Genomic DNA, 21,285 nt, shown 5'->3' with positions numbered 1-21,285 from the left:
TCAGGCGCAATCACGTGACTGAAATGACCTGACGACGGTCACGATCTACCGCCCGTGCGAGTTTAGCGTCGATCACCGTGTCGCTCGACATCCATCGCTGCGTGGGGCCTGATCATGCGCGAATCTCAGCATGTTTCACGTGAAACGGCATATTGGGGATCAGGCGACACCAATCGGTCAGCGGTCATCATGACGGTCGGCTTCTGCGCCCCGTGCGGCGCGCCCATGCGATCACGTTTCACGTGAAACATCACTTCCGCTCCCAGACACGAGGATTGCGGATTCAGGCGCAGGCGAGCCGAACGGTCGAGCAATCGAGAGGCGAAGCCACATCGCGTCTCCGACGCTGTGGTGCCGCGGCGCACGCTCCGACTGTCGGATGACGCTCGCTCTGCATCAGACTTCGATGCCTTTTGGTGACACGATCGTACTCAATCCAAGATCCCCCGCGGCCGTCGCCGGATGCACGAAGGGCCCGGTCTAACGACCGGGCCTCTCATGCGCCTTCTCTCACGCCTTCGTGATCACCGTATGACGGTCACGTCCCTCGCCTTCGGACTCGGACGTGTACCCACGCTCAGCCACGATGTCGTGCACGAGCTTCCGCTCGTACGACGACATGGGAGGAAGCGAGGCAGTGGCTGATCCAGCGGAAATGCGCTCGATGGCTCGGTCGACCAGCTGAGCGAGCTCGACCTGGCGTGCATCTCGTGATCCGCCTACGTCCAGGATCAGACGGCTGAACACACCCGTCTTGTTCTGCACCGCCAGGCGGGTGAGCTCCTGGAGGGCGGTGACCGTCTCGGGATTGGACAGCAGGCGCAGATCCTCGGAGTCGGCAGCGTCGACCGACACGTAGGCGCGTCCGCCACGCTGATCGATGTCGATGTCGCCGTCGAGGTCGCAGATGTCGAGGAGCTCCTCGATGTAGTCCGCCGCGATGTCCCCTTCGTCGACGCCGACGGACGTGACCTCCGCCTCGACCCCCTCCGCGGGCACAGGCACGCCGCCCTGGTCGAGGTCGCTCGTCACGTCGCTCATCGGCTCTTGGATCCTGCCTGCTTCTTGGCGCGGTTCTTGCCCACTGGCTGCGGACGCTGGGCCGGCTTGCGCTCCTCCACGACGATGGTCGACGACTCGGCCGACGCCTCCGGAGCCACCAGCTTGCCCTTCCGGGCCAGGCGCGCTTCACGCGCACGCGCCGCCTCGCTACCGGGCGTCGGCATGTTGCGGATGACGAGGAACTGCTGACCCATTGTCCAGAAGTTCGAGACCAGCCAGTAGAACATCACGCCGAGCGGGAAGGCGATGCCGGACACCGCGAACACGAGCGGGAGGATGTACAGCAGGATGCGCTGCTGCTTGAACATCGGGCTGGCCTTCGTCTCCTCGGACATGTTCTTGGCCATGATCTGCAGCTGCGTGATGAACTGCGACGCGCTCATGAGCACGACCATCGTGGTCGCGATGACGATGACCGTGACGTTGCCGTTGGCCGTGGAGATCGCGGACTGCAGAGGAGCCCCGAGGAACGAGGACTCGCCGAAGGATCGGGACAGCTGCGCGTTCAACAGTCCGATGCCCGGGAGCTCCTCGACGGCAGCACGGTGGAGCACCGAGTACAGCGAGAAGAAGATCGGCATCTGCAGGAGCAGGGGGAGGCAACTGCTCAGCGGGTTGGTTCCCGTGTCCTTGTACAGGGCCATGGTCTCGCGGGACATGGCCTCGCGGGAGAACTGGTCGCGCTTGCCCTTGTACTTGTCCTGGATCTTCTTCAGCTGCGGCGCGACCTCCATCATGCGGCGCTGGTTCTTGATCTGCCGCACGAAGATCGGGATGAGGGCGGCGCGGACCACGAGCACCAGGCCCACGATCGACAGCACCCAGGTGGCGCCGTTGTCAGGATCCAGCCCGAGGGTGGTCCAGAGCGTGTGGAAGCCGACCAGGATGAGTTCGATGACCCACTTGATCGGCCACAGGATCGTTCCGAGGAAGTCCATGAGGTGGTCGTTAGCCCTTTCCGTGGCTGGGTGCGACGACGAATCCGAGCCTCGTGCGCCGGTACTGCTGGACCCGACGAGCCGGGACGTCGTCGATGCCGCCCTCCGCCCACGGGTGGCACCGGCACACGCGCCATGCGGCGAGGAGGCCGCCGTGGACGAGCCCGTGCTCCTGCACCGCCTCGAGGCCGTACGCGGAGCATGACGGGTAGTACCTGCAGACATCCCCATAGAGAGGGGAGACCACGCGCCGGTAGAGACCGATCACGGCGATGGCGACGTTCCGGGGCGCCAGGACGACGGAGGTCAGTGCCCTCTTCATATCGTCCTCACGGCCCGCGTCACGGCTGACGCCATCTCCTCCTGCAGGGTATCCCACGGTGTCCGCTCCATGCCTGGCAGTACGCGGATCACGATGGAGGTGCCCGGAGGGACGGTGGGCAGCAGATCCGCCGACAGGGCCTTGAGCCGCCTGCGGACCAGGTTCCGGGTGACGGCGTTGCCGACCTTCTTCGACACGATGAACCCGAATCGGGTCGGCGCATCGGCGGGTCCGGCGAGTGCGGACACGACCGCCGTCCCCGTCGTCGTCCGGCGTCCCCGTCTGACTATGGTGCGGTAGTCCGCACCGCTCGTCACGCGGTTCCGCCGAGCGAGCACGCGCTACGCGGAGAGCTCGGTGCGTCCCTTGCCACGGCGGGCAGCGAGGATCGCACGACCCGCGCGGGTGCGCATGCGGAGGCGGAAGCCGTGCTTCTTGGCCTTCTTGCGGTTGTTCGGCTGGAAGGTGCGCTTGCTCACGGTGAGTCTCCACTCAGGTTGGTCCACGGGGCCGACGAGTGCGGCTGGGAAGATGGGGCAGCCTCGAGGGGCTGGGTCAACTGCCTAAATCTACGGGCCGGGCGGCCTGCGGTCAAACCCGTGAGCGGGATCGTGATTATCCACACAGATCGGCCATCGGCCGGTATCGACATGCCGCCGTCGATAGAGTCGATTTGTCCTGATCTCCGACAGTGGCTACCGTGTGGCGTGGCCGCGACGCGTCGGGGATCGCCCGCGCGGTGCTGACGGCCCGTCCGCACACAGGGTGGATAACCCTGTGAGTAACTATGCTGTCCGCGGTCGCGGTACCCGGATGGTCCGCACCCTCGGAGCCTCCGGGGACGGACGCCGCACGCACGACCGCGACGCCCTTCCAGCGTCGACAGCAGTCCGCGCACCGCGTGGCGGCCCCGGCATCAGCCGCGGGACCGAGCCTGGTGACGGCAGATGGGGAAACATGTCCGACCGCTCCGACCCGACGCACGCGATCTGGCAGAAGGTGCTCGCCGCCCTCACCGCGGACGACCGGATCACCCCGCAGCTGCACGGCTTCATCAGCCTCGTGGAGCCGAAGGGCGTGATGACAGGCACCCTCTACCTCGAGGTGCCCAACGACCTCACGCGGGGGATGCTCGAGCAGCGCATCCGGGTGCCCCTCCTCAATGCCATCGGCTCGCTCGACGAAGCCGCCGGGGTCAGCAACTTCGCCATCGTGGTCAACCCGGAGATCGCGCAGGACGCGTTCGCCCAGCATCCCGAGCCGGCCACCGAGCAGCCGTACATCGAGACGCCGACCATCACGGCGCCCACCGACAACCCGGGACTGCCGGCCTCCCCGTCGCGCGGCGACTCGCGCCTCAACCCGAAGTACGGCTTCGACACCTTCGTCATCGGCGGATCCAACCGCTTCGCCCACGCTGCGGCCGTCGCCGTGGCCGAGGCGCCCGCCAAGGCCTACAACCCGCTCTTCATCTACGGCGACTCCGGCCTCGGCAAGACGCACCTGCTCCACGCCATCGGCCACTACGCCATCAGCCTCTACCCCGGGATCCGCGTGCGGTACGTGAGCTCCGAGGAGTTCACCAACGACTTCATCAACTCGATCGCGAACAACCGGTCGTCGCTGTTCCAGTCGCGCTACCGCGACAACGACATCCTCCTGATCGACGACATCCAGTTCCTCCAGGGCAAGGACTCGACGCAGGAGGCGTTCTTCCACACCTTCAACACGCTCCACGACCACAACAAGCAGGTGGTCATCACGAGCGACCTGCCCCCGAAGCACCTCACCGGCTTCGAGGACCGCATGCGCTCGCGCTTCGAGTGGGGCCTGATCACCGACGTCCAGGCGCCCGACCTCGAGACGCGCATCGCGATCCTCCGCAAGAAGGCGCAGAGCGAGAAGCTGCAGGTGCCCGACGACATCCTCGAGTACATGGCCACCAAGGTCACCTCGAACATCCGGGAACTCGAGGGCACCCTCATCCGCGTCACCGCGTTCGCCAGCCTCAACAAGACCCCGGTCGACCTGGCGCTCGTGCAGACGGTGCTGAAGGACCTGATCACGCTGGACGAGGACAACGTCATCGCGCCGGTCGACATCATCAACCACACCGCGGCCTACTTCAAGCTCACGGTCGACGACCTCTACGGCTCGTCCCGCTCGCAGGCCGTGGCCACCGCCCGCCAGATCGCCATGTACCTGTGCCGCGAGCTGACCAACCTCTCGCTGCCCAAGATCGGGCAGCTGTTCGGCAACCGCGACCACACGACGGTCATGTACGCCAACAAGAAGATCACCGAGCTCATGAAGGAGCGCCGCTCCATCTACAACCAGGTGACGGAGCTCACGAGCCGGATCAAGCAGAACCACCGCTACGGCAAGATGTGAGGCCCTCCTGCACGTGCCGTAGCGCGCGTGCAGGAGACGAAGCAGCGGAAGGGGTCGGACCACGAGGTCCGACCCCTTCCGCGTGCGCGGGCAGCGGCAGACGGGGTCCATCGGAGCGGAGAGGACGTCCGGAGAGGTCCGGAGCACATTCCCGCATTGGGGAGAGCACGTCCCCGCCTCGGGGAGAGAGGGCCGGACGGGCCGGATCCGCTGTTCCCCACAGTGTGCACAGAGTGTGGATAACTGTGGAGAACCGCCGGAGCCGATGTGGGTTCGAGAACCCGGCCTGTGGAACCGACATCGTCGCGCCGTCGGCATCCCGCCGAGTCCCCAGGCCGCTCCACACCCCTCCCACAACTTCCAGACGTGTAGTTCCCGCTCGATCACGGGGACTCCGAGAGTTGTCCACAGATTCCACAGCGGTTAAGACTATTGATCCTTAAACCCTTCATTGGATGTCGCCCAAGAACCTCAGGGTGTGGAGGGATCGACGGTCGTCGAGGCCCCCGTCGGCACGGCTAGCATTGACCGACAAATCTTCCGCTCATCGAGGGGTCCACAACGTGAAGTTCCAAGTCAACAGGGACGTCTTCAGCGAGGCGGTGTCCTTCGCCGTCAAGCTCCTGCCGCAGCGCACGACCCTCCCGATCCTGAGCGGGGTGCTCATCGAGGCGACCGAGGACGGACTGACGCTGTCGTCGTTCGACTACGAGGTCTCGGCGCGCACGCAGATCCAGGCGGACATCGAGGAGCCCGGCCGCGTCCTGGTCTCCGGCCGACTCCTCGCGGACATCGCGAACCGCCTCCCGAACGCCCCGGTGCGGTTCACCACCGAGGACTCGAAGATCACCGTCTCGTGCGGATCCGCGCACTTCACGCTGCTGAGCATGCCCGTCGAGGAGTACCCGACGCTGCCGCAGATCTCGGAGCAGTCCGGCCTCCTGCCCGCCGAGCAGTTCGCCGCCGCGGTCTCGCAGGTCGCCGTCGCCGCGTCCCGCGACGACGTCACGCCCGTCATCACCGGGGTCCAGCTCGAGGTGGGGGAGACCAGCCTCGGCCTCATCGCGACCGATCGCTACCGGGTCGCCGTGCGCGAGATCGACTGGGACGGCGGCGACTCCACGACCGACGGCATCAGCCGCACCGCGCTCGTGCCCGCACGCACCCTGCAGGAGATCGGCAAGACCTTCGGCCACAGCGGCACCATCTCGGTCGCCATCACGGACACCGACGACCGTCAGCTCATCGCGTTCAGCGCCGACAGGAAGACCGTCACGTCCCTGCTGATCCGGGGCAACTTCCCCCCGGTCAAGCGCCTCTTCCCCGAGACGGTCGACAACTACGCGGTCATCAACACGGCCGACCTCATCGAGGCGACGCGACGCGTCCAGCTGGTGCTGGAGCGTGAGGCGGCCCTCCGCTTCACCTTCACCATCGACGGCCTCACCCTCGAGGCCATCGGCTCTGAGCACGCGCAGGCATCGGAGAGCATCGACGCCCTCCTGACCGGCGTCGACACCGTGGTGTCGCTGAAGCCCCAGTTCCTGCTGGACGGCCTCGGCGCCGTCCACTCCGAGTTCGTCCGCCTCTCGTTCACGAAGACGGACAACCCCAACAAGCCCGGCCCCGTGCTCATCACGAGCCAGTCCTCCAAGGACCAGGCCGGCGCTGACAACTACCGGTACCTGCTGCAGCCGAACCTGCTGCTGCGCTAGACCGCGATCAAGGAGAGAACATGCACATCGGACTCGTCGGACTCGGCAAGATGGGCGCCCGCATGCGCGCGCGCCTCGAGGCGAACGGCATCGAGGTGACCGGCTACGACACGAACCCCGACGTCTCCGACGTGGCCACCCTCGACGACCTCGCCGCAGCGCTGCCCACCCCGCGCCTCGTCTGGGTCATGGTCCCGGCCGGCAAGGTCACGCAGAACGTGGTGGGCGACCTCGCCCGCATCCTGGAGCCGGGCGATCTCGTGATCGACGGCGGCAACTCCAAGTTCACCGACGACTTCGCGCACGCAGGTCTTCTCAAGGACAAGGGCATCGACTTCGTCGACGCCGGCGTCTCGGGCGGCGTGTGGGGTCTCGAGAACGGCTACGGCCTCATGGTCGGCGGTCCCGTCGAGCAGGTCCAGCGCGCGATGCCCGTCTTCGACGCGCTCCGTCCCGAGGGACCCCGCGAGGAGGGCTTCGTCCACGTCGGCGACTCCGGCGCCGGGCACTACGCGAAGATGGTCCACAACGGCATCGAGTACGCGATGATGCAGTCGTTCGCCGAGGGCTACGAGCTCCTCGCGGCGCGCAAGGACATCATCAAGGACGTCACGGGCACCTTCGAGGCGTGGCAGCGCGGCACCGTCGTGCGCTCCTGGCTGCTCGAGCTCCTGGTCAAGGCGCTCAAGGAGGACCCCGGCTTCCAGGACATCGAGGGCTTCGTGCAGGACTCCGGCGAGGGCCGCTGGACCATCGAGGAGGCGCTCGACAACGCCGTCCCGATGCCCGCCATCAGCGCGTCGATCTTCGCGCGCTTCTCCTCCCGCCAGGAGGACTCCCCGGCCATGAAGGCCGTCGCGGCGCTGCGAAACCAGTTCGGCGGCCACTCGGTGCAGAAGAAGTCCTGACCACCGGATGATCGTCCGTCACCTCTCCCTGGGTGACTTCCGCAACTACACCCGCGCGGACGTCGCGCTCCTGCCCGGTGCCACCCTCTTCGTGGGGAGCAACGGTCAGGGCAAGACGAACCTGGTGGAGGCGCTGGGCTTCCTGAGCACGCTCGGGTCGCACCGCGTCTCCACCGACCAGGCGCTCATCCGCCAGGGTGCGGACTCGGCGGTGATCCGGGCCCTGCTGCAGCACGCGGGGCGGGAGCTCCGGGTCGAGGTGCAGATCAACCGCTCGTCGGCGAACCGCGCGCAGGTGAACAGCACGCCGACCAAGCCGCGCGAGCTGCCCCGGTACTTCTCGAGCGTGCTCTTCGCGCCCGAGGACCTGGCGCTCGTGCGCGGCGATCCCTCCGGCCGACGCCGGTTCCTGGACCAGCTGCTCGTGCTGCGCACGCCGCGGCTCGCCGGCGTGCTGTCGGACTACGAGCGGGCGCTCAAGCAGCGCAACACCCTGCTCAAGTCCGCGCGGGCGCGCGGGATGAAGGCCGACCAGCTGGGCACGCTCGACATCTGGGACGAGCGTCTCGTCGCGATCGGCTCGCAGATCATCGCGGCGCGGGGCGCGCTGGTCGAGGCGCTCCAGCCGGAGCTCGCTCGCGCGTACTTGGCAGTGGCGGGATCCGATCACGGGCCGTCGGCGCGTCCGGAGCTGAGCATCCTCGCCGACGATCCGGGGGAGGACGACGTCGCGGATGAGTCCGGCGCGCGCGACGGCGGGCGCTTCACGCGGGCCGAGGACGTCGTGCCCGTCTTCACGGCGGCCGTCGCCCGCATGCGGCCCCGCGAGCTCGAGCGGGGTCTGACCCTGGTGGGCCCGCACCGCGACGACGTCCTGTTCCGGCTCAACGGGTTACCCGCGAAGGGCTACGCCAGCCACGGGGAGTCGTGGTCGTTCGCCCTGGCGCTGAAGCTCGCGTCGGCCGAGCTGCTCCGACGCGACTCGCAGACGGGTGATCCGATCCTCATCCTCGACGACGTCTTCGCCGAGCTCGACCAGGCCAGGCGCGGGCGCCTCGCGGAGGCCGTGACCGGCTTCGAGCAGGTGCTCATCACCGCCGCGGTGTTCGAGGACGTGCCCGAGCACCTGGCGGCGAACGCCGTGCACATCCGCGCCGGCGAGATCGTGGACGCACCGGCACCCGCCGACGCGGACGGGGGAGCGGCGTGATCCCCCGCGCTGCCGACGGCGGACCGCTGCCCGAGTCCGAGGCGGTCGCCGTCTACCGCCGCTTCCGCAAGGTGTTCGGCGATGCGTCCGTGCGGTCGCCGTCCGCCCGGAAGCGCCGGGAGCAGAAGGCGGGGAGCTCGCCGTTCCAGCCGGGACGGGATCCCGACTCCCTCGGGAACGTCATGGACTCGCTCACCTCGCGGATGGGCTGGACGTCCTCGTTGTCGCAGGCCGAGCTCATGGCGGCGTGGACGACCATCGCCGGCGAGGAGACCGCGGTGCACTCCTCCCCGGTCGGCATCGAGGACGGTCTCCTCACGGTCGAGTGCGAGTCGACGGCGTGGGCGACGCAGCTCCGGCTCATGCGCGTGGAGATCACGACGCGCATCGCCGAGCGCTTCCCCGACGCCGGCATCCGGTCGATCCGCTTCCAGGGGCCGAACGCCCCGTCCTGGAAAAAGGGTCCCAGGTCGATCCCAGGGCGGGGCCCGCGCGATACCTACGGCTAAGGAGGCGAATCAGGTCACCCCTGCCTCGAAAGCGCGGCAGACGGCCGGTTAGGGCGGTGCGAAGGGTACTCCTGCGATAGAATGAGGGGTCGCCCGCAGTCCAGGGACGACGGTCCCCGGATCACCTCGTGATCCGCGCGCGTCCGCCGTCGGACAGGGGCGCGTCGACGCGGCAGGAGCCACCACTTCATGACATCGGATGCCTCACAGGACCTCCCCGACGACTCCACCCCCGACGAGGTGGAGATCGAGGAGACGCACAACGACTCCGACCACATCACCCGCCAGCAGGTGAGCAACGACTACGGCGCCAACGAGATCCAGGTGCTCGAGGGCCTCGAGGCCGTGCGCAAGCGACCCGGCATGTACATCGGGTCGACCGGCCCGCGCGGCCTGCACCACCTGGTGAGCGAGATCGTCGACAACTCCGTCGACGAGGCCCTCGCCGGGTTCGCCAGCGACATCCAGATCACGATGCGGAAGGACGGCGGCATCCGCGTCGTCGACGACGGCCGCGGCATCCCGGTCGACATCCACCCGGTCGAGGGCATCTCCACGGTCGAGCTCGTCCTCACCAAGCTGCACGCCGGCGGCAAGTTCGGCGGCGGCGGCTACGCGGTGTCCGGCGGCCTGCACGGCGTCGGCAGCTCCGTCGTGAACGCGCTGTCGGAGCGCCTCGACGTCGAGGTCCGCCGTCAGGGCGCCGTCTGGCGACAGAGCTTCACCATCGGCGTGCCGGACGCGCCGCTGCAGAAGGGCGAGGGCTCCACGGAGACCGGGACGACGATCACCTTCTGGCCGAGCCGGGAGATCTTCGAGACCGTCGAGTTCGACTACGACACCCTGCGCGCGCGGTTCCAGCAGATGGCGTTCCTCAACAAGGGCCTGGCCCTCACGCTGCACGATGAGCGCGGCGTGGACGGCGCGGAGCACCGCACCGAGAAGTTCCTCTATGAGCGCGGCCTCGTCGACTACGTCGAGCACCTCGTGAAGGCGAAGAAGACCGAGGTCGTCAACGCCGACGTCATCGCCTTCGAGTCCGAGGACACGGTCAAGAAGATCAGCCTCGAGGTCGCGATGCAGTGGACCACCTCCTACACGGAGAGCGTGCACACGTACGCGAACACCATCAATACGCACGAGGGGGGCACCCACGAGGAGGGCTTCCGCGCGGCGCTCACCACGCTGGTGAACCGCTACGCGCGCGAGAACAAGCTGCTCCGCGAGAAGGACGAGAACCTCACGGGCGACGACGTGCGCGAGGGCCTCACCGCCGTCATCTCCGTGAAGCTCGGCGAGCCGCAGTTCGAGGGCCAGACCAAGACCAAGCTCGGCAACACCGAGGCGAAGGCCTACGTGCAGCGCATCGTCGGCCAGCAGCTCGGCGACTGGCTCGAGAAGAACCCGGCGCAGGCGAAGGACATCATCCGCAAGGGGATGCAGGCGTCGCAGGCGCGGCTGGCCGCCCGCAAGGCGCGCGAGCAGACCCGGCGCAAGGGCCTGCTCGAGTCGGGCGGCATGCCCGGCAAGCTCAAGGACTGCCAGAGCAAGGACCCGGCGCTCAGCGAGGTGTTCCTCGTCGAGGGCGACTCGGCCGGCGGATCCGCGGTGCAGGGGCGCAACCCCACGACGCAGGCGATCCTGCCGCTGCGGGGCAAGATCCTCAACGTGGAGAAGGCCCGTCTCGACCGCGCGCTGCAGAACAACGAGGTGCAGTCGATGATCACCGCGTTCGGCGCGGGCATCGGCGAGGACTTCAACGCCGAGAAGGTCAGGTACCACAAGATCGTGCTGATGGCCGACGCGGACGTCGACGGCCAGCACATCACGACCCTGCTGCTCACCCTGCTGTTCCGGTACATGCGGCCGCTCATCGAGCTCGGCTACGTGTACCTCGCGCAGCCCCCGCTGTACCGGCTCAAGTGGTCGAACGCCGACCACCAGTACGTCTACACGGACGCCGAGCGCGACGCCCTCCTGGCGCACGGGCAGGCCAACGGCAAGCGCATCCCCAAGGACAACGGCATCCAGCGCTATAAGGGCCTCGGCGAGATGGACTACAAGGAGCTGTGGGAGACCACGATGGATCCGGCCACCCGCACGCTCATGCAGGTGACGCTCGACGACGCCGCGGGCGCTGACGAGGTCTTCTCGACGCTGATGGGCGAGGACGTCGAGTCCCGCCGCAGCTTCATCCAGCGCAACGCCAAGGACGTCAGGTTCCTCGACATCTGATCGACCGGGCGGCGGCACGGCCCGATGCCGACCGCCGCCCCACGCCGACCCCACGATCCACCGACCTCTGAACGGGACCCCCATGGCCGACGACAAGACTCCGGACGACGAGCAGGGCACGGGGGCGACCCCGGACGACGAGCAGGCGCCGTCGACCGGCGACGCTCTTCCGCAGGAGGGCGTGACGCCGGCGTCCTCCGCCGCCGCGGCCTCCGACTCCCTGCCGGGCGCCATCATCGACCCTGACGCCACGGTCGTCGTCACGCACGACCGCATCGAGCAGGTCGACCTCCAGCTCGAGATGCAGCGCTCGTTCCTCGACTACGCGATGAGCGTCATCGTCCAGCGCGCGCTCCCCGAGGTGCGCGACGGCCTGAAGCCTGTGCACCGCCGCGTGATCTACGCCATGTACGACGGCGGCTACCGGCCCGACCGCTCCTTCTTCAAGTCGGCCCGCGTGGTCGGTGAGGTCATGGGGCAGTTCCACCCGCACGGCGACTCGTCCATCTACGACGCGCTCGTCCGCCTCGTCCAGCCGTGGAGCCTGCGCTACCCGCTCGCGCTCGGCCAGGGCAATTTCGGCTCCGCCGGCAACGACGGCGCGGCCGCCCCGCGGTACACCGAGACCAAGATGGCCCCGCTCGCCATGGAGATGGTCCGGGACATCACCGAGGACACGGTCGACTTCCAGGACAACTACGACGGGCGCACGCTCGAGCCGAAGATCCTGCCGTCGCGCTTCCCGAACCTGCTGGTCAACGGATCCGTCGGCATCGCGGTCGGCATGGCCACCAACATCCCGCCGCACAACCTCCGCGAGGTCGCGGCCGGTGCGCAGTGGCTGCTCGCCCACCCGGATGCGAACCGGGAGGAACTCCTCGAGGCGCTCCTCGAGCGGATCAAGGGCCCCGACTTCCCGACCGGCGCCCAGGTGCTCGGCACCAAGGGCATCATCGACGCGTACCGCACCGGCCGCGGCTCCATCACGATGCGGGCCGTCGTCGCCGTCGAGGAGATCCAGGGCCGCGTCTGCCTCGTCGTCACCGAGCTCCCGTACCAGGTGAACCCCGACAACCTGGCGATCAAGATCGCCGAGCTCGTGAAGGACGGCAAGCTCGGCGGCGTCGCCGACATCCGCGACGAGACCTCCGGCCGCACGGGCCAGCGCCTCGTCATCGTGCTCAAGCGCGACGCGGTCGCCAAGGTCGTGCTGAACAACCTCTACAAGCACACGCAGCTGCAGGAGAACTTCGGCGCGAACATGCTCGCGATCGTCGACGGGATCCCGCGCACGCTGGCGCTCGACGGCTTCATCTCCGCGTGGGTCGACCACCAGATCGACGTCATCGTGCGCCGCACGCAGTACCGCCTCAACGAGGCCGAGGCCCGCGCGCACATCCTGCGCGGCTACCTGAAGGCGCTCGACGCGCTCGACGACGTCATCGCCCTCATCCGCCGGTCCGAGACGGTCGAGGTCGCCCGCAGCGGCCTGATGAAGCTGCTCGACATCGACGAGCTGCAGGCCAACGCGATCCTCGAGATGCAGCTCCGCCGCCTCGCCGCGCTGGAGCGCCAGAAGATCCAGGACCAGGCGGCCGAGCTCGAGGAGCGCATCGCCGAGTACAAGCACATCCTGGCGACGCCCACCGTGCAGCGGGAGATCATCAGCACCGAGCTGCAGGAGATCACCGACAAGTACGGCGACGACCGGCGCACGGAGATCATGCTCGGCTTCGACGGCGACATGAGCATGGAGGACCTCATCCCCGAGGAGGAGATGGTGGTCACGGTCACGCGCGGCGGGTACATCAAGCGCACGCGCATCGACAACTACCGCAGCCAGCACCGCGGCGGCAAGGGCGTGCGCGGTGCGCAGCTCCGGGCCGACGACGTGGTCGAGCACTTCTTCGTCACGACCACGCACCACTGGCTCCTGTTCCTCACGGACAAGGGCCGCGTCTACCGCGCCAAGGCGTACGAGCTGCAGGAGGCCGGCCGCGACGCCAAGGGCCAGCACGTCGCCAACCTGCTCGCGATGCAGCCGGACGAGGAGATCCAGCAGGTCCTCGACATCCGCGACTACCAGGTGGCCCAATACCTCGTGCTCGCCACCCGCGACGGCCTGATGAAGAAGACGGCCCTCACGGAGTACGACACGAACCGCACCGGCGGCATCATCGCGATCAACCTCCGCGACGGCGACGCGCTCGTCTCTGCGCTCCTCGTGGACGAGGACGACGACCTCCTCCTCGTCTCCCGCAAGGGCATGTCGCTGCGGTTCTCCGCGGACAACCAGGCGCTCCGTCCGATGGGTCGATCCACATCCGGCGTGAAGGGCATGACGTTCCGCGGGGACGACACGCTGCTCAGCGCATCCGTCGTCGGCGAGCAGGGCTACGTGTTCGTCGTCACCGAGGGCGGCTTCGCGAAGCGCACCGCCGCGGACCAGTACCGCGTGCAGAACCGCGGCGGCATGGGCATCAAGGTGGCCAAGCTGCAGGACGCCCGGGGCGACCTCGCGGGGGCGCTCATCGTCGGCGAGGAGGACGAGATCCTCGTCGTGCTCGCCAGCGGCAAGGTGGTACGGTCTGTCGTGGCCGAGGTCCCGGCGAAGGGCAGAGACACCATGGGTGTCGTGTTCGCCCGGTTCGCGGACGACGACAGGATCATCTCACTGGCCAAGAACTCCGAACGCAACCTGGTGGTCCCCGAAGCTGCGCCCGACGCGTCCGACGGTACCGCTGCTGGAAAGGGAACACCTGATGAGTAGTGTCGCCGAGAAGCTCGCGAAGAAGTCCTCGCGTGCCACCACCACCAAGCAGGTGCGTCTCAAGCTCGTGTACGTCGACTTCTGGTCGGCGCTGAAGCTGGCGTTCCTCTTCTCCGTGGTGCTCGGCATCATCACCGTCGTCGCGACGTTCCTCATCTACGTCGTGCTCCAGACCACGAACGTGTTCGGCACGGTCGACCAGCTGTTCCAGGAGGTCTCCGGATCCGCGGACTTCTCCCTCCAGGACGTCTTCGGCCTGGGCCAGGTGCTCGGGTTCGCGATCGTCGTCGCCGTCCTCAACATCGTCGTCGGCACCGTGCTCGGTGCCGTGGCCGCGCTGCTCTACAACCTGAGCGTACGCATCACGGGCGGCGTCCTCGTCGGCTTCACCAACGCGTAGCCGATTGGGAGAAACGGGCAGGCGTACGGTAACGTGTACCTGCCCGATGGGGATATAGCTCAGTTGGTTAGAGCGCTTCACTGATAATGAAGAGGTCCCAGGTTCAAATCCTGGTATCCCCACCAACACCCCCGGATCCGCATGATCCGGGGCATGGCGGGACACGAGTCGGTAGATCGCCAGGCGGTCCGAGGCTCGCCGATCGGGGTCATAGCTCAATTGGTAGAGCGCCTGCTTTGCAAGCAGGAGGTCCGGGGTTCGATTCCCCGTGACTCCACATCACGCCCCTCATCGGGCGCCTCCGATCGCCTCACGCGTCCGGTCGAGGCCGCACGACGAAGGCCCGGCCACCTCTCGGTGTCCGGGCCTTCGTCGCATCGCGAGGCGATCGAGGAGCGGCGATCAGCTCGCGGGCTGGTCCTTGGCGGTCGCGTCGACGGCCTCGGGCTCATCGTCGGCGATCCACAGGTCGTCGTCCGCGCGGAACGTCTGGTACAGCGCGTAGCCGACGCCACCGACCACCACGACGCCGAGGGCGATGAGGGCGACGCCGCCGAAGCCGAGGCCCTTCTTCGCCGGAGCGACCTGCGGGACGTAGCGGCCCACGTAGGAGCGGCCGTTGTCGACGTAGTGCTTGCCGAACTCCTGCGCCTTGGAGGACACCTTGCCGGCCTTCTTGACCGCGTCCTTCACCTGCTTGCTGTTGCGGATGCCCTCGGTCGCGGCGACCGCGGATCCGGCAGCACCGGCGACGGCCGGTAGGACCGTGTGGGTGAAGCCCTTGTAGGCCGAGTCGGCCGCGGTGCGGACGCGCTCGGCACCGGCCTCGTATCCCGGACGGATGTGGTCGTCGACGCCGCGCTTGACGGCGGGGACGACGTGCTGGTCGGAGAGCTTGCGCGCGGTGTGCGCGGCCTCGGCCACGACGACGTTGGCCCGGTCGAGGACCTCGCGCTGCTCCTTGAGGACGGCGGCCGCGTGGGTGCGGAGCTTCGCCAACTCCTTCTTGTTCTTGCGTGACAGACCCAAGGGGACCTCCATCGGTGTGATTTCGCCAGGATCTTCAGTCTGGCACGGGTGCCTCTGCGGGCAAACACGACGGACCCTGTGCGTCCGCCGAGTCCCAGCTCCGCCGTGAGACCATTGCTCCATGTCTGCGCACACTCACGTCGCCACAATGACGACCAACCACGGCACCATCGTCCTCAACCTCTTCGGGTCGCACGCGCCCCAGACCGTCGAGAACTTCGTCGGCCTCGCCACGGGCGAGAAGGAGTGGACCCACCCCCAGACCGGAAAGAAGTCGACCGACCCGCTCTACGACGGCGTCGTCTTCCACCGCATCATCAAGGACTTCATGCTCCAGGGCGGCGACCCGCTCGGCCAGGGCACCGGCGGCCCGGGCTACCAGTTCGACGACGAGATCAGCCGCGACCTCGACTTCTCGAAGCCGTACATCCTCGCCATGGCGAACGCCGGCACCCAGGGCGGCCGCGGGACGAACGGCTCGCAGTTCTTCATTACCACGGCGCCCACCACGTGGCTCCAGGGCAAGCACACGATCTTCGGCGAGGTCGCCGACGACGCGTCCAAGAAGGTCGTCGACGCGCTCAACGCCGTCCCGACCGACGGCCGCGACCGTCCCCGCGAGGATGTCGTGATCGAGGGCGTCACCATCGAGAAGGTCTGATGACCGATTCACCCCGTACGGCGGCCGACCGCTGCTACCGGCACCCTGACCGGCAGAGCTTCGTGCTGTGCCAACGATGCGGGCGGACCATCTGCCCGGAGTGCCAGACGCCGGCCGCCGTCGGGGTGATCTGCCCGGAGGACATGAAGGAGCAGCGTCGCACCGCTCCACGTTCCCGGGCCTCGTTCGTCACGCGGATGACGCGGAGCTCCGCGCCCGTCGTGACGTACGGGATCATGGCGGTTTGCGCCGTGGTCTGGATCCTCCAGGTGCTGCCCGTCGTGGGCGACTACGTCACCACGTCGCTGTGGTTCGCGCCCGTCTACGGCAGCGTCGCCTCCGGTGACTACGAGCCGTGGCGGATGCTCACGAGCGCGTTCACGCACTCGCCGTCGAGCATCCTGCACATCGTCTTTAACATGCTGTCGGTCTTCGTCTTCGGTCGCGTCCTCGAGCCGATGCTCGGACGCGCCCGCTTCCTGGCCCTCTTCCTGATCTCCGCGCTCGGCGGCTCGCTCGCGGTGGAGGTCATCGGCTCGGCGATGGGGGAGCCCCTGCAGGCCGTCGTCGGTGCCTCGGGCGCGATCTTCGGCCTCATGGGCGGCTACTTCGTGCTCGCGCGGAAGCTCGGCGGGAACGTCGGCCCGCTCCTCGGCATCATCGCGATCAACCTCCTGCTCGGCTTCGTCGTGCAGGGCGTCTCCTGGCAGGCCCACGTCGGCGGGCTCGTGACGGGCGCGTTCGTGGCGCTCGTGCTCCTGCGGACGCGGGACGGCCGTCAGCGCGGTGCGCAGATCGGCTCGCTCGCGGGCCTCGCGGCGGCCATCCTCGTGGCGGCCGCCGTCTTCCCCGTCACCCTCTGACCGACCCGCACGTGCGCGCGCCGTCCTCTCGGGGGCGGCGCGTTCGTCGTACACGGGGCGATCGATTCCCGTGCCTCCGGGGCCCAGCGGGGTTATCCACAGGCCAGTCCACAGTGGGGATAGTTACACGCGTGTGATTAGGGGCCGATGGGGGATGGCCTCCGACGGGGTGGGGCGGTGTCGACCTCGGCCGGATCGCCAGGCTCGTGGGCTTCCGCGGGTAACCCGCCGTGCCGGCGGGATCCGGTGCGACAGCCCGCGCGGTTCTCCACATGTGTGGAGGGTTGTGCACAGGAGCTCTGTGGACAACGGGGGATCCTCGCGCGCGCATCGCCGGAGATGCAGAAGAGCCCGTCACCAGCGGGTGGTGACGGGCTCTCGTGATCGGGCTGGGGTCAGCGCCACCTGGTGGTCATGAGGAATCCGATCAGGATGAGGCCGAAGCCGATGAGGATGTTGCCGACGCCGAGGTCGGGGATGGGGAACGCGTTGAGGCTGACGTAGTACACGATGAGCCACGCGAGTCCCACGAGCATGAAGCCGAACATGATGGGCTTGAACCACACGGGGTTCGGGGCGTCCTCGTCGCGCACGCGTTCCTGGCGGGAGGGTCTCGTCGTCTTGTCGCGGGCCATGCGGAGATTCTAGCCGTACCCTCCTCCACCGGGCCGGGAGGATGCCCGGCTCCACGGGACAGCCGTGGGGGCTGTCCCCGCATGTGCGCCGCCTACAATCGGCACATGAGCGCTCAGGATCCCGCCCCCTCCCGCCGCGCGACGCGGCGCCGTGGCAGGCGGGGGGATGCGCTGCTCGGCACGGTCGGGGTCCTCGGCGAGCTGCTCCTCACGGCCGGCGTGCTCATCATGCTGTTCCTGGGATGGCAGCTGTGGTTCAACGACATCGTCGTCAGCAGCGGCCAGCGCGACCAGGCGCTGGAGAACAGCCGGAGCTGGGCCACGGCGGCGCCGGAAGCAGCGGCTACTCCCGACCCGGCCGCCTCGCCCGCGGCACCGGGGGATCCCGTCATCACCACAGCGCCCACGACGGACGCCACCGACTTCGGCAACATCTACATCCCGCGCTTCGGCCCCGACTACGTGGTGCCCGTCGCGACCGGGGTGGGCCTGTCGAGCGTGCTCAACCACGGCAAGATCGGCCACTACCGGGAGACGCAGATGCCCGGTCAGGTGGGCAACTTCGCCGTCGCGGCGCACCGCACCACCTACGGCAAGCCCTTCAACCAGATCACCGACCTGCGGGTGGGCGACGCCATCGTGGTCGAGACGCAGGACGGCTGGTACACCTACCGCTTCCGTACACTCGAGTACGTGAAGCCCACCGGAGTCGACGTGCTCGACGAGGTGCCCCAGGCACCGGACGCGCAGCCCGGGGACCGCATCCTCACGATGACCAGCTGCAACCCGCTCTTCTCCGCCGCTGAGCGCGTCATCGCGTACAGCGTCTTCGAGTCCTGGCAGCCGCGGTCGGATGCGGCCACGCCCGCGGCGCTGGCCGGCACGTCTTTCGCGAAGGCGGGCTGAGCGTGTACGCGGCGCTCTGGCGCGTCCTGCCCGGACCGGTGTGGGTCCGGCTGCTCATCGTCCTCGTGCTGCTCGCGGCCATCCTCTTCTCCCTCGTCACCTGGGTCTTCCCCTGGGTCGACTCCATCGTCAACACCCAGGAAGTCACGGTGCATCAGTGACACGCGTCCTCGTCATCGACAACTACGACAGCTTCGTCTACACGCTCAACGGCTACCTGCAGCAGCTGGGCGCCGAGACCGTGGTGATGCGCAACGACGACCACGCCGACGCCGACATGGCCGGGGTCATCTCCGAGTACGACGCGGTGCTCGTGTCGCCGGGGCCGGGCAAGCCGTCGGAGGCCGGCGTCTCGATCCCCACGGTGACCGCCGCGCTCGCATCGGGCACGCCGCTGCTCGGGGTCTGCCTCGGGCACCAGGCGATCGCCGAGGCCTTCGGCGCCACGGTCACCAACGCCGAGGAGCTCATGCACGGCAAGACCTCGTTGGTCACGCACGACGACGGGGACTTCTACCTCGGCGTCCCGCAGCCGTTCACGGCTACGCGGTACCACTCGCTGGCCGTCGTCGACGGGACGGTGCCGTCCGACCTGCTGGTCACGTCCCGCACCGAGGGCGGCGTCATCATGGGCCTGCGACACGAGGCGGCGCCCATCGTCGGCGTGCAGTTCCACCCGGAGTCGGTCCTGACCGAGGGCGGCTACCGCATGCTCGGCAACTGGTTGGAGGGCGCAGGGCTCGCCGGTGCTCGCGACACCGCCTCGCGGCTGTCGCCGCTCGTCCACGTGGCCTGATCCGTCCGGGTGGGATGAGGGCCGTCCGGGCGGCCTGAGCCGCTGCCCCTCCGACCGCGATGGCCGCGGACATCGCGGAATCCGGCGTCCGTCATCGGCGGGTGCTCGGTGGCAGAGGAGCGGGATCAGCCCTGCGTGGGAGCCGGGGTCGGAGTGGTCGGTGCCGGTGTGCTGCGGACCGCGCCCGTGCAGTAGGTGAGGGCGACGGTGGAGCGCTGGGCGACGTCTCCCGGCGGCACCGACTGCTGGATCACCGGTGATCCATCGGCGCGGCCGCATGAGGGGTCGCGGCGGGTCGTGACGGTCAGATCCGATGCCTCGAGGAGCTTCTGCGCATCCACGAGGGGCTGGCCGAGCACGTCCGGCAGGGCGACCTTGCCGTTGGACAGGGTCAGCTTCACCGCGGAACCCTTGTCGACCTGCTGGGAGGATGCCGGCTCCGTCTGCATGACCACGCCGTCGGGGACCGTCGGCGACGACTGACGCACCACCTCGCCCACCTTGAGCCCCGCGGACTCGAGGTTGGCGGTGGCGGTGCCCTCGTCCATGTTCATGACGTTCGGGACCTGGACCTCCGGCGGGCCAGAGGACACGAACACGTCGATCTGGGTCTTGGCGGCGACGTTCTCGCCCGGGTCCGGGTTGGTGCGCAGCACGATGCCCTCGGCGACCGAGGTGCTGGCCTCCTCGCGTTCGAGGGGGACGAGGTCGGCCTCCTCGAGGGCCGCCGCCGCGCTCGAGTACGTGGAGCCCGTGACGTCCGGGACGGTGGGGCTGATGTCGGGTGGCGCGATGTTGCTGAGGCTGGTGACCCAGATGACGACGGCGATGAGGATCACGACGACCACGGTGACGCCGGCCCAGATCCAGGGGACAGGCGGGCGGCTCTGGGTGCGGACGGTGCGGTCGTCGTCGACGCCGAGCTGGCGGAGCGCCTGCTGCGAGGAGGAGGGGCCGGCGGGGGCGCCGAAGAGCGTGGCTCCCACGTCGTTGGTCGGCGCCTCACGGGGAGCGAGCGTGCCCGCGGCGGCGCGATCGAGGTCGGTGCGGAAGTCGCCGGCCGTCTGGAAGCGCGCGTAGCGGTCCTTCGCCATGGCCTGCAGGACGACCTGGTCGAGCTGCGGCGAGACGGCGTCCTGGACGGTGCTCGGAGCGACGGGCGTCTCGCTGACGTGCTGGTAGGCGACGGCGACGGCCGTGTCGGCGCGGAACGGCGCCTGACCTGTGAGCATCTCGAAGAGGACCACGCCGGCGGAGTAGAGGTCGGTGCGCGCGTCCACCGACTCGCCCTTGGCCTGCTCGGGGGAGAAGTAGCGGGCGGTGCCGAGGATGGCGGTGGTCTGCGCGATGGTGGCGGAGGTGTCGGACACGGCGCGCGCGATGCCGAAGTCCATGACCTTCACCTGGCCGGTGTGCGTGACCATGATGTTGCCGGGCTTGATGTCGCGGTGGACGACCCCCGCGCGGTGCGAGTACTCGAGCGCGGTGAGCACCTGGCCCATGATGCGGACGGCCTCGTCCGGATCGAGCGGCCCGTCGGTGATGACGTCCTTGAGGAGGCGGCCCTCGACCCGCTCCATGACGATGAAGGGGACCGTGTGCGACGCGCCGTCCTGGTCGGTGACCACGTCCTCGCCCGCGTCGAAGACCCGCACGATGGTGGGGTGCGACATGCGCGCCGCGGCCTGGGCCTCCTGGCGGAAGCGGCCGCGGAAGGCGGGATCCTCGGCGAGGCCGCGACGGAGGACCTTGACGGCGACCCGGCGACCGAGACGGGAGTCGACTCCCTCGAAGACGTCGGCCATGCCCCCGCGACCCAGCAGCGCCCCGACCTCGTAGCGGCCGCCCAGCACACGGGTGTCGGTCACGGGCTGCCTCTCGTCGGGATCGGGTTTCGGACGGGGATGAGCTTACCGGGGGTCCCCTGGGGATCCG

21 protein-coding genes and 2 tRNA genes are annotated in these 21,285 nt (G+C 68.6%); 15 read left to right on the top strand and 8 right to left on the bottom strand.

The annotated features are described in order from the left end of the window. Positions 1-510: 510 nt before the first annotated feature. From B5P21_RS01315 to rpmH, 5 genes are read right to left on the bottom strand one after another with little or no spacing between them, the layout of a single operon-like run. The gene (locus B5P21_RS01315) at positions 511-1,041 is read right to left on the bottom strand and encodes a Jag family protein (RefSeq protein ID WP_045530026.1); all 531 of its coding nucleotides are present in this window, start codon (positions 1,039-1,041) and stop codon (positions 511-513) included. Then, positions 1,038-2,000 carry a membrane protein insertase YidC gene (gene yidC / locus B5P21_RS01310; protein WP_045530027.1) on the bottom strand — a complete coding sequence of 321 codons (963 nt, stop codon included), beginning with the start codon at positions 1,998-2,000 and terminating at the stop codon, positions 1,038-1,040. Before yidC ends, B5P21_RS01315 begins: the two co-directional genes overlap by 4 nt. Positions 2,001-2,010: 10 nt before the next feature. Beyond that, positions 2,011-2,322, bottom strand: coding sequence for a membrane protein insertion efficiency factor YidD (gene yidD, locus B5P21_RS01305; RefSeq protein WP_045530028.1), 312 nt, complete (start codon positions 2,320-2,322; stop codon positions 2,011-2,013). Further along, positions 2,319-2,660, bottom strand: a complete 342-nt coding sequence (gene rnpA, locus B5P21_RS01300) for a ribonuclease P protein component (protein ID WP_045530029.1) — start codon at positions 2,658-2,660, stop codon at positions 2,319-2,321. Before rnpA ends, yidD begins: the two co-directional genes overlap by 4 nt. A 3-nt stretch (positions 2,661-2,663) precedes the next feature. Continuing rightward, positions 2,664-2,801 (bottom strand): 50S ribosomal protein L34, encoded by a 138-nt coding sequence (gene rpmH / locus B5P21_RS01295; protein WP_012039665.1) that lies wholly within the window; start codon positions 2,799-2,801, stop codon positions 2,664-2,666. A 478-nt stretch (positions 2,802-3,279) separates the two neighbouring features. Between rpmH and dnaA the strand changes: the two genes are divergently transcribed. The 10 genes from dnaA (at position 3,280) to B5P21_RS01245 (ending at position 14,737) form a co-directional block, all read left to right on the top strand. Beyond that, a complete protein-coding gene (gene dnaA / locus B5P21_RS01290; protein WP_045526005.1) occupies positions 3,280-4,713 on the top strand; it encodes a chromosomal replication initiator protein DnaA in 1,434 nt (477 codons plus the stop codon). A 563-nt stretch (positions 4,714-5,276) separates the two neighbouring features. Continuing rightward, positions 5,277-6,428, top strand: a complete 1,152-nt coding sequence (dnaN, locus tag B5P21_RS01285) for a DNA polymerase III subunit beta (protein ID WP_094170674.1) — start codon at positions 5,277-5,279, stop codon at positions 6,426-6,428. 20 nt (positions 6,429-6,448) lie between these two features. Next, entirely contained in the window at positions 6,449-7,336 is an 888-nt protein-coding gene (gene gnd, locus B5P21_RS01280) for a phosphogluconate dehydrogenase (NAD(+)-dependent, decarboxylating) (RefSeq protein ID WP_045526007.1), read from the top strand. 7 nt (positions 7,337-7,343) lie between these two features. Next, positions 7,344-8,546 (top strand): DNA replication/repair protein RecF, encoded by a 1,203-nt coding sequence (gene recF, locus B5P21_RS01275; RefSeq protein ID WP_045526008.1) that lies wholly within the window; start codon positions 7,344-7,346, stop codon positions 8,544-8,546. After that, positions 8,543-9,055: a DciA family protein gene (locus B5P21_RS01270; RefSeq protein WP_045526009.1), complete on the top strand. Its 513-nt coding sequence runs from the start codon at positions 8,543-8,545 to the stop codon at positions 9,053-9,055. The genes recF and B5P21_RS01270 overlap by 4 nt, the downstream gene beginning before the upstream one ends. A 189-nt stretch (positions 9,056-9,244) precedes the next feature. Further along, positions 9,245-11,290 carry a DNA topoisomerase (ATP-hydrolyzing) subunit B gene (gene gyrB / locus B5P21_RS01265; RefSeq protein ID WP_094170673.1) on the top strand — a complete coding sequence of 682 codons (2,046 nt, stop codon included), beginning with the start codon at positions 9,245-9,247 and terminating at the stop codon, positions 11,288-11,290. Positions 11,291-11,372: 82 nt separating this feature from the next. Continuing rightward, positions 11,373-14,060 (top strand): DNA gyrase subunit A, encoded by a 2,688-nt coding sequence (gyrA, locus tag B5P21_RS01260; RefSeq protein WP_094170672.1) that lies wholly within the window; start codon positions 11,373-11,375, stop codon positions 14,058-14,060. Further along, the gene (locus B5P21_RS01255) at positions 14,053-14,460 is read left to right on the top strand and encodes a DUF3566 domain-containing protein (RefSeq protein ID WP_011931227.1); all 408 of its coding nucleotides are present in this window, start codon (positions 14,053-14,055) and stop codon (positions 14,458-14,460) included. The genes gyrA and B5P21_RS01255 overlap by 8 nt, the downstream gene beginning before the upstream one ends. 48 nt (positions 14,461-14,508) lie before the next feature. Then, a tRNA-Ile gene (locus B5P21_RS01250) sits at positions 14,509-14,585 on the top strand. A gap of 79 nt (positions 14,586-14,664) precedes the next feature. After that, positions 14,665-14,737 (top strand) — tRNA-Ala (locus tag B5P21_RS01245). A 125-nt stretch (positions 14,738-14,862) separates the two neighbouring features. Here B5P21_RS01245 and B5P21_RS01240 read toward each other — a convergent pair. Next, on the bottom strand, positions 14,863-15,489 hold the full coding sequence (locus tag B5P21_RS01240; protein WP_234424836.1) for a hypothetical protein: 627 nt from the start codon (positions 15,487-15,489) through the stop codon (positions 14,863-14,865). A 121-nt stretch (positions 15,490-15,610) separates the two neighbouring features. Here B5P21_RS01240 and B5P21_RS01235 point away from each other — a divergent pair, with 121 nt between their 5' ends. Together B5P21_RS01235 and B5P21_RS01230 are read left to right on the top strand one after the other, a co-directional pair. Further along, positions 15,611-16,150: a peptidylprolyl isomerase gene (locus tag B5P21_RS01235; RefSeq protein WP_045526010.1), complete on the top strand. Its 540-nt coding sequence runs from the start codon at positions 15,611-15,613 to the stop codon at positions 16,148-16,150. Continuing rightward, complete coding sequence (locus tag B5P21_RS01230; RefSeq protein ID WP_045526011.1) at positions 16,150-17,013, top strand: rhomboid family intramembrane serine protease; 864 nt, start codon at positions 16,150-16,152, stop codon at positions 17,011-17,013. The genes B5P21_RS01235 and B5P21_RS01230 overlap by 1 nt, the downstream gene beginning before the upstream one ends. Before the next feature lie 395 nt (positions 17,014-17,408). On the opposite strand, the gene B5P21_RS01225 is transcribed toward B5P21_RS01230, so the two are convergent. Continuing rightward, positions 17,409-17,648, bottom strand: a complete 240-nt coding sequence (locus tag B5P21_RS01225) for a cell division protein CrgA (protein ID WP_045526012.1) — start codon at positions 17,646-17,648, stop codon at positions 17,409-17,411. 105 nt (positions 17,649-17,753) lie between these two features. On the opposite strand from B5P21_RS01225, the gene B5P21_RS01220 reads away from it, so the two are divergent. The 3 genes from B5P21_RS01220 to B5P21_RS01215 are packed head-to-tail and all read left to right on the top strand — an operon-like array spanning position 17,754 to position 19,350. Further along, on the top strand, positions 17,754-18,554 hold the full coding sequence (locus tag B5P21_RS01220; protein ID WP_045530032.1) for a class E sortase: 801 nt from the start codon (positions 17,754-17,756) through the stop codon (positions 18,552-18,554). 2 nt (positions 18,555-18,556) lie between these two features. Continuing rightward, entirely contained in the window at positions 18,557-18,715 is a 159-nt protein-coding gene (locus B5P21_RS16735) for a hypothetical protein (protein ID WP_045526013.1), read from the top strand. After that, entirely contained in the window at positions 18,712-19,350 is a 639-nt protein-coding gene (locus B5P21_RS01215) for an anthranilate synthase component II (RefSeq protein ID WP_045526014.1), read from the top strand. Before B5P21_RS16735 ends, B5P21_RS01215 begins: the two co-directional genes overlap by 4 nt. 125 nt (positions 19,351-19,475) lie before the next feature. Here the strand turns inward: B5P21_RS01215 and pknB are convergent, their stop codons facing one another. After that, on the bottom strand, positions 19,476-21,218 hold the full coding sequence (gene pknB, locus B5P21_RS01210) for a Stk1 family PASTA domain-containing Ser/Thr kinase (RefSeq protein WP_045526015.1): 1,743 nt from the start codon (positions 21,216-21,218) through the stop codon (positions 19,476-19,478). Between the last annotated feature and the right edge of the window lie 67 nt (positions 21,219-21,285).

This window comes from Clavibacter michiganensis subsp. insidiosus (assembly GCF_002240565.1).
GTDB classification, from domain to species: domain Bacteria; phylum Actinomycetota; class Actinomycetes; order Actinomycetales; family Microbacteriaceae; genus Clavibacter; species Clavibacter insidiosus.
The sequence above is the reverse complement of the archived record's forward strand: the minus strand, read 5'-3'. Positions and strand labels throughout refer to the sequence as shown.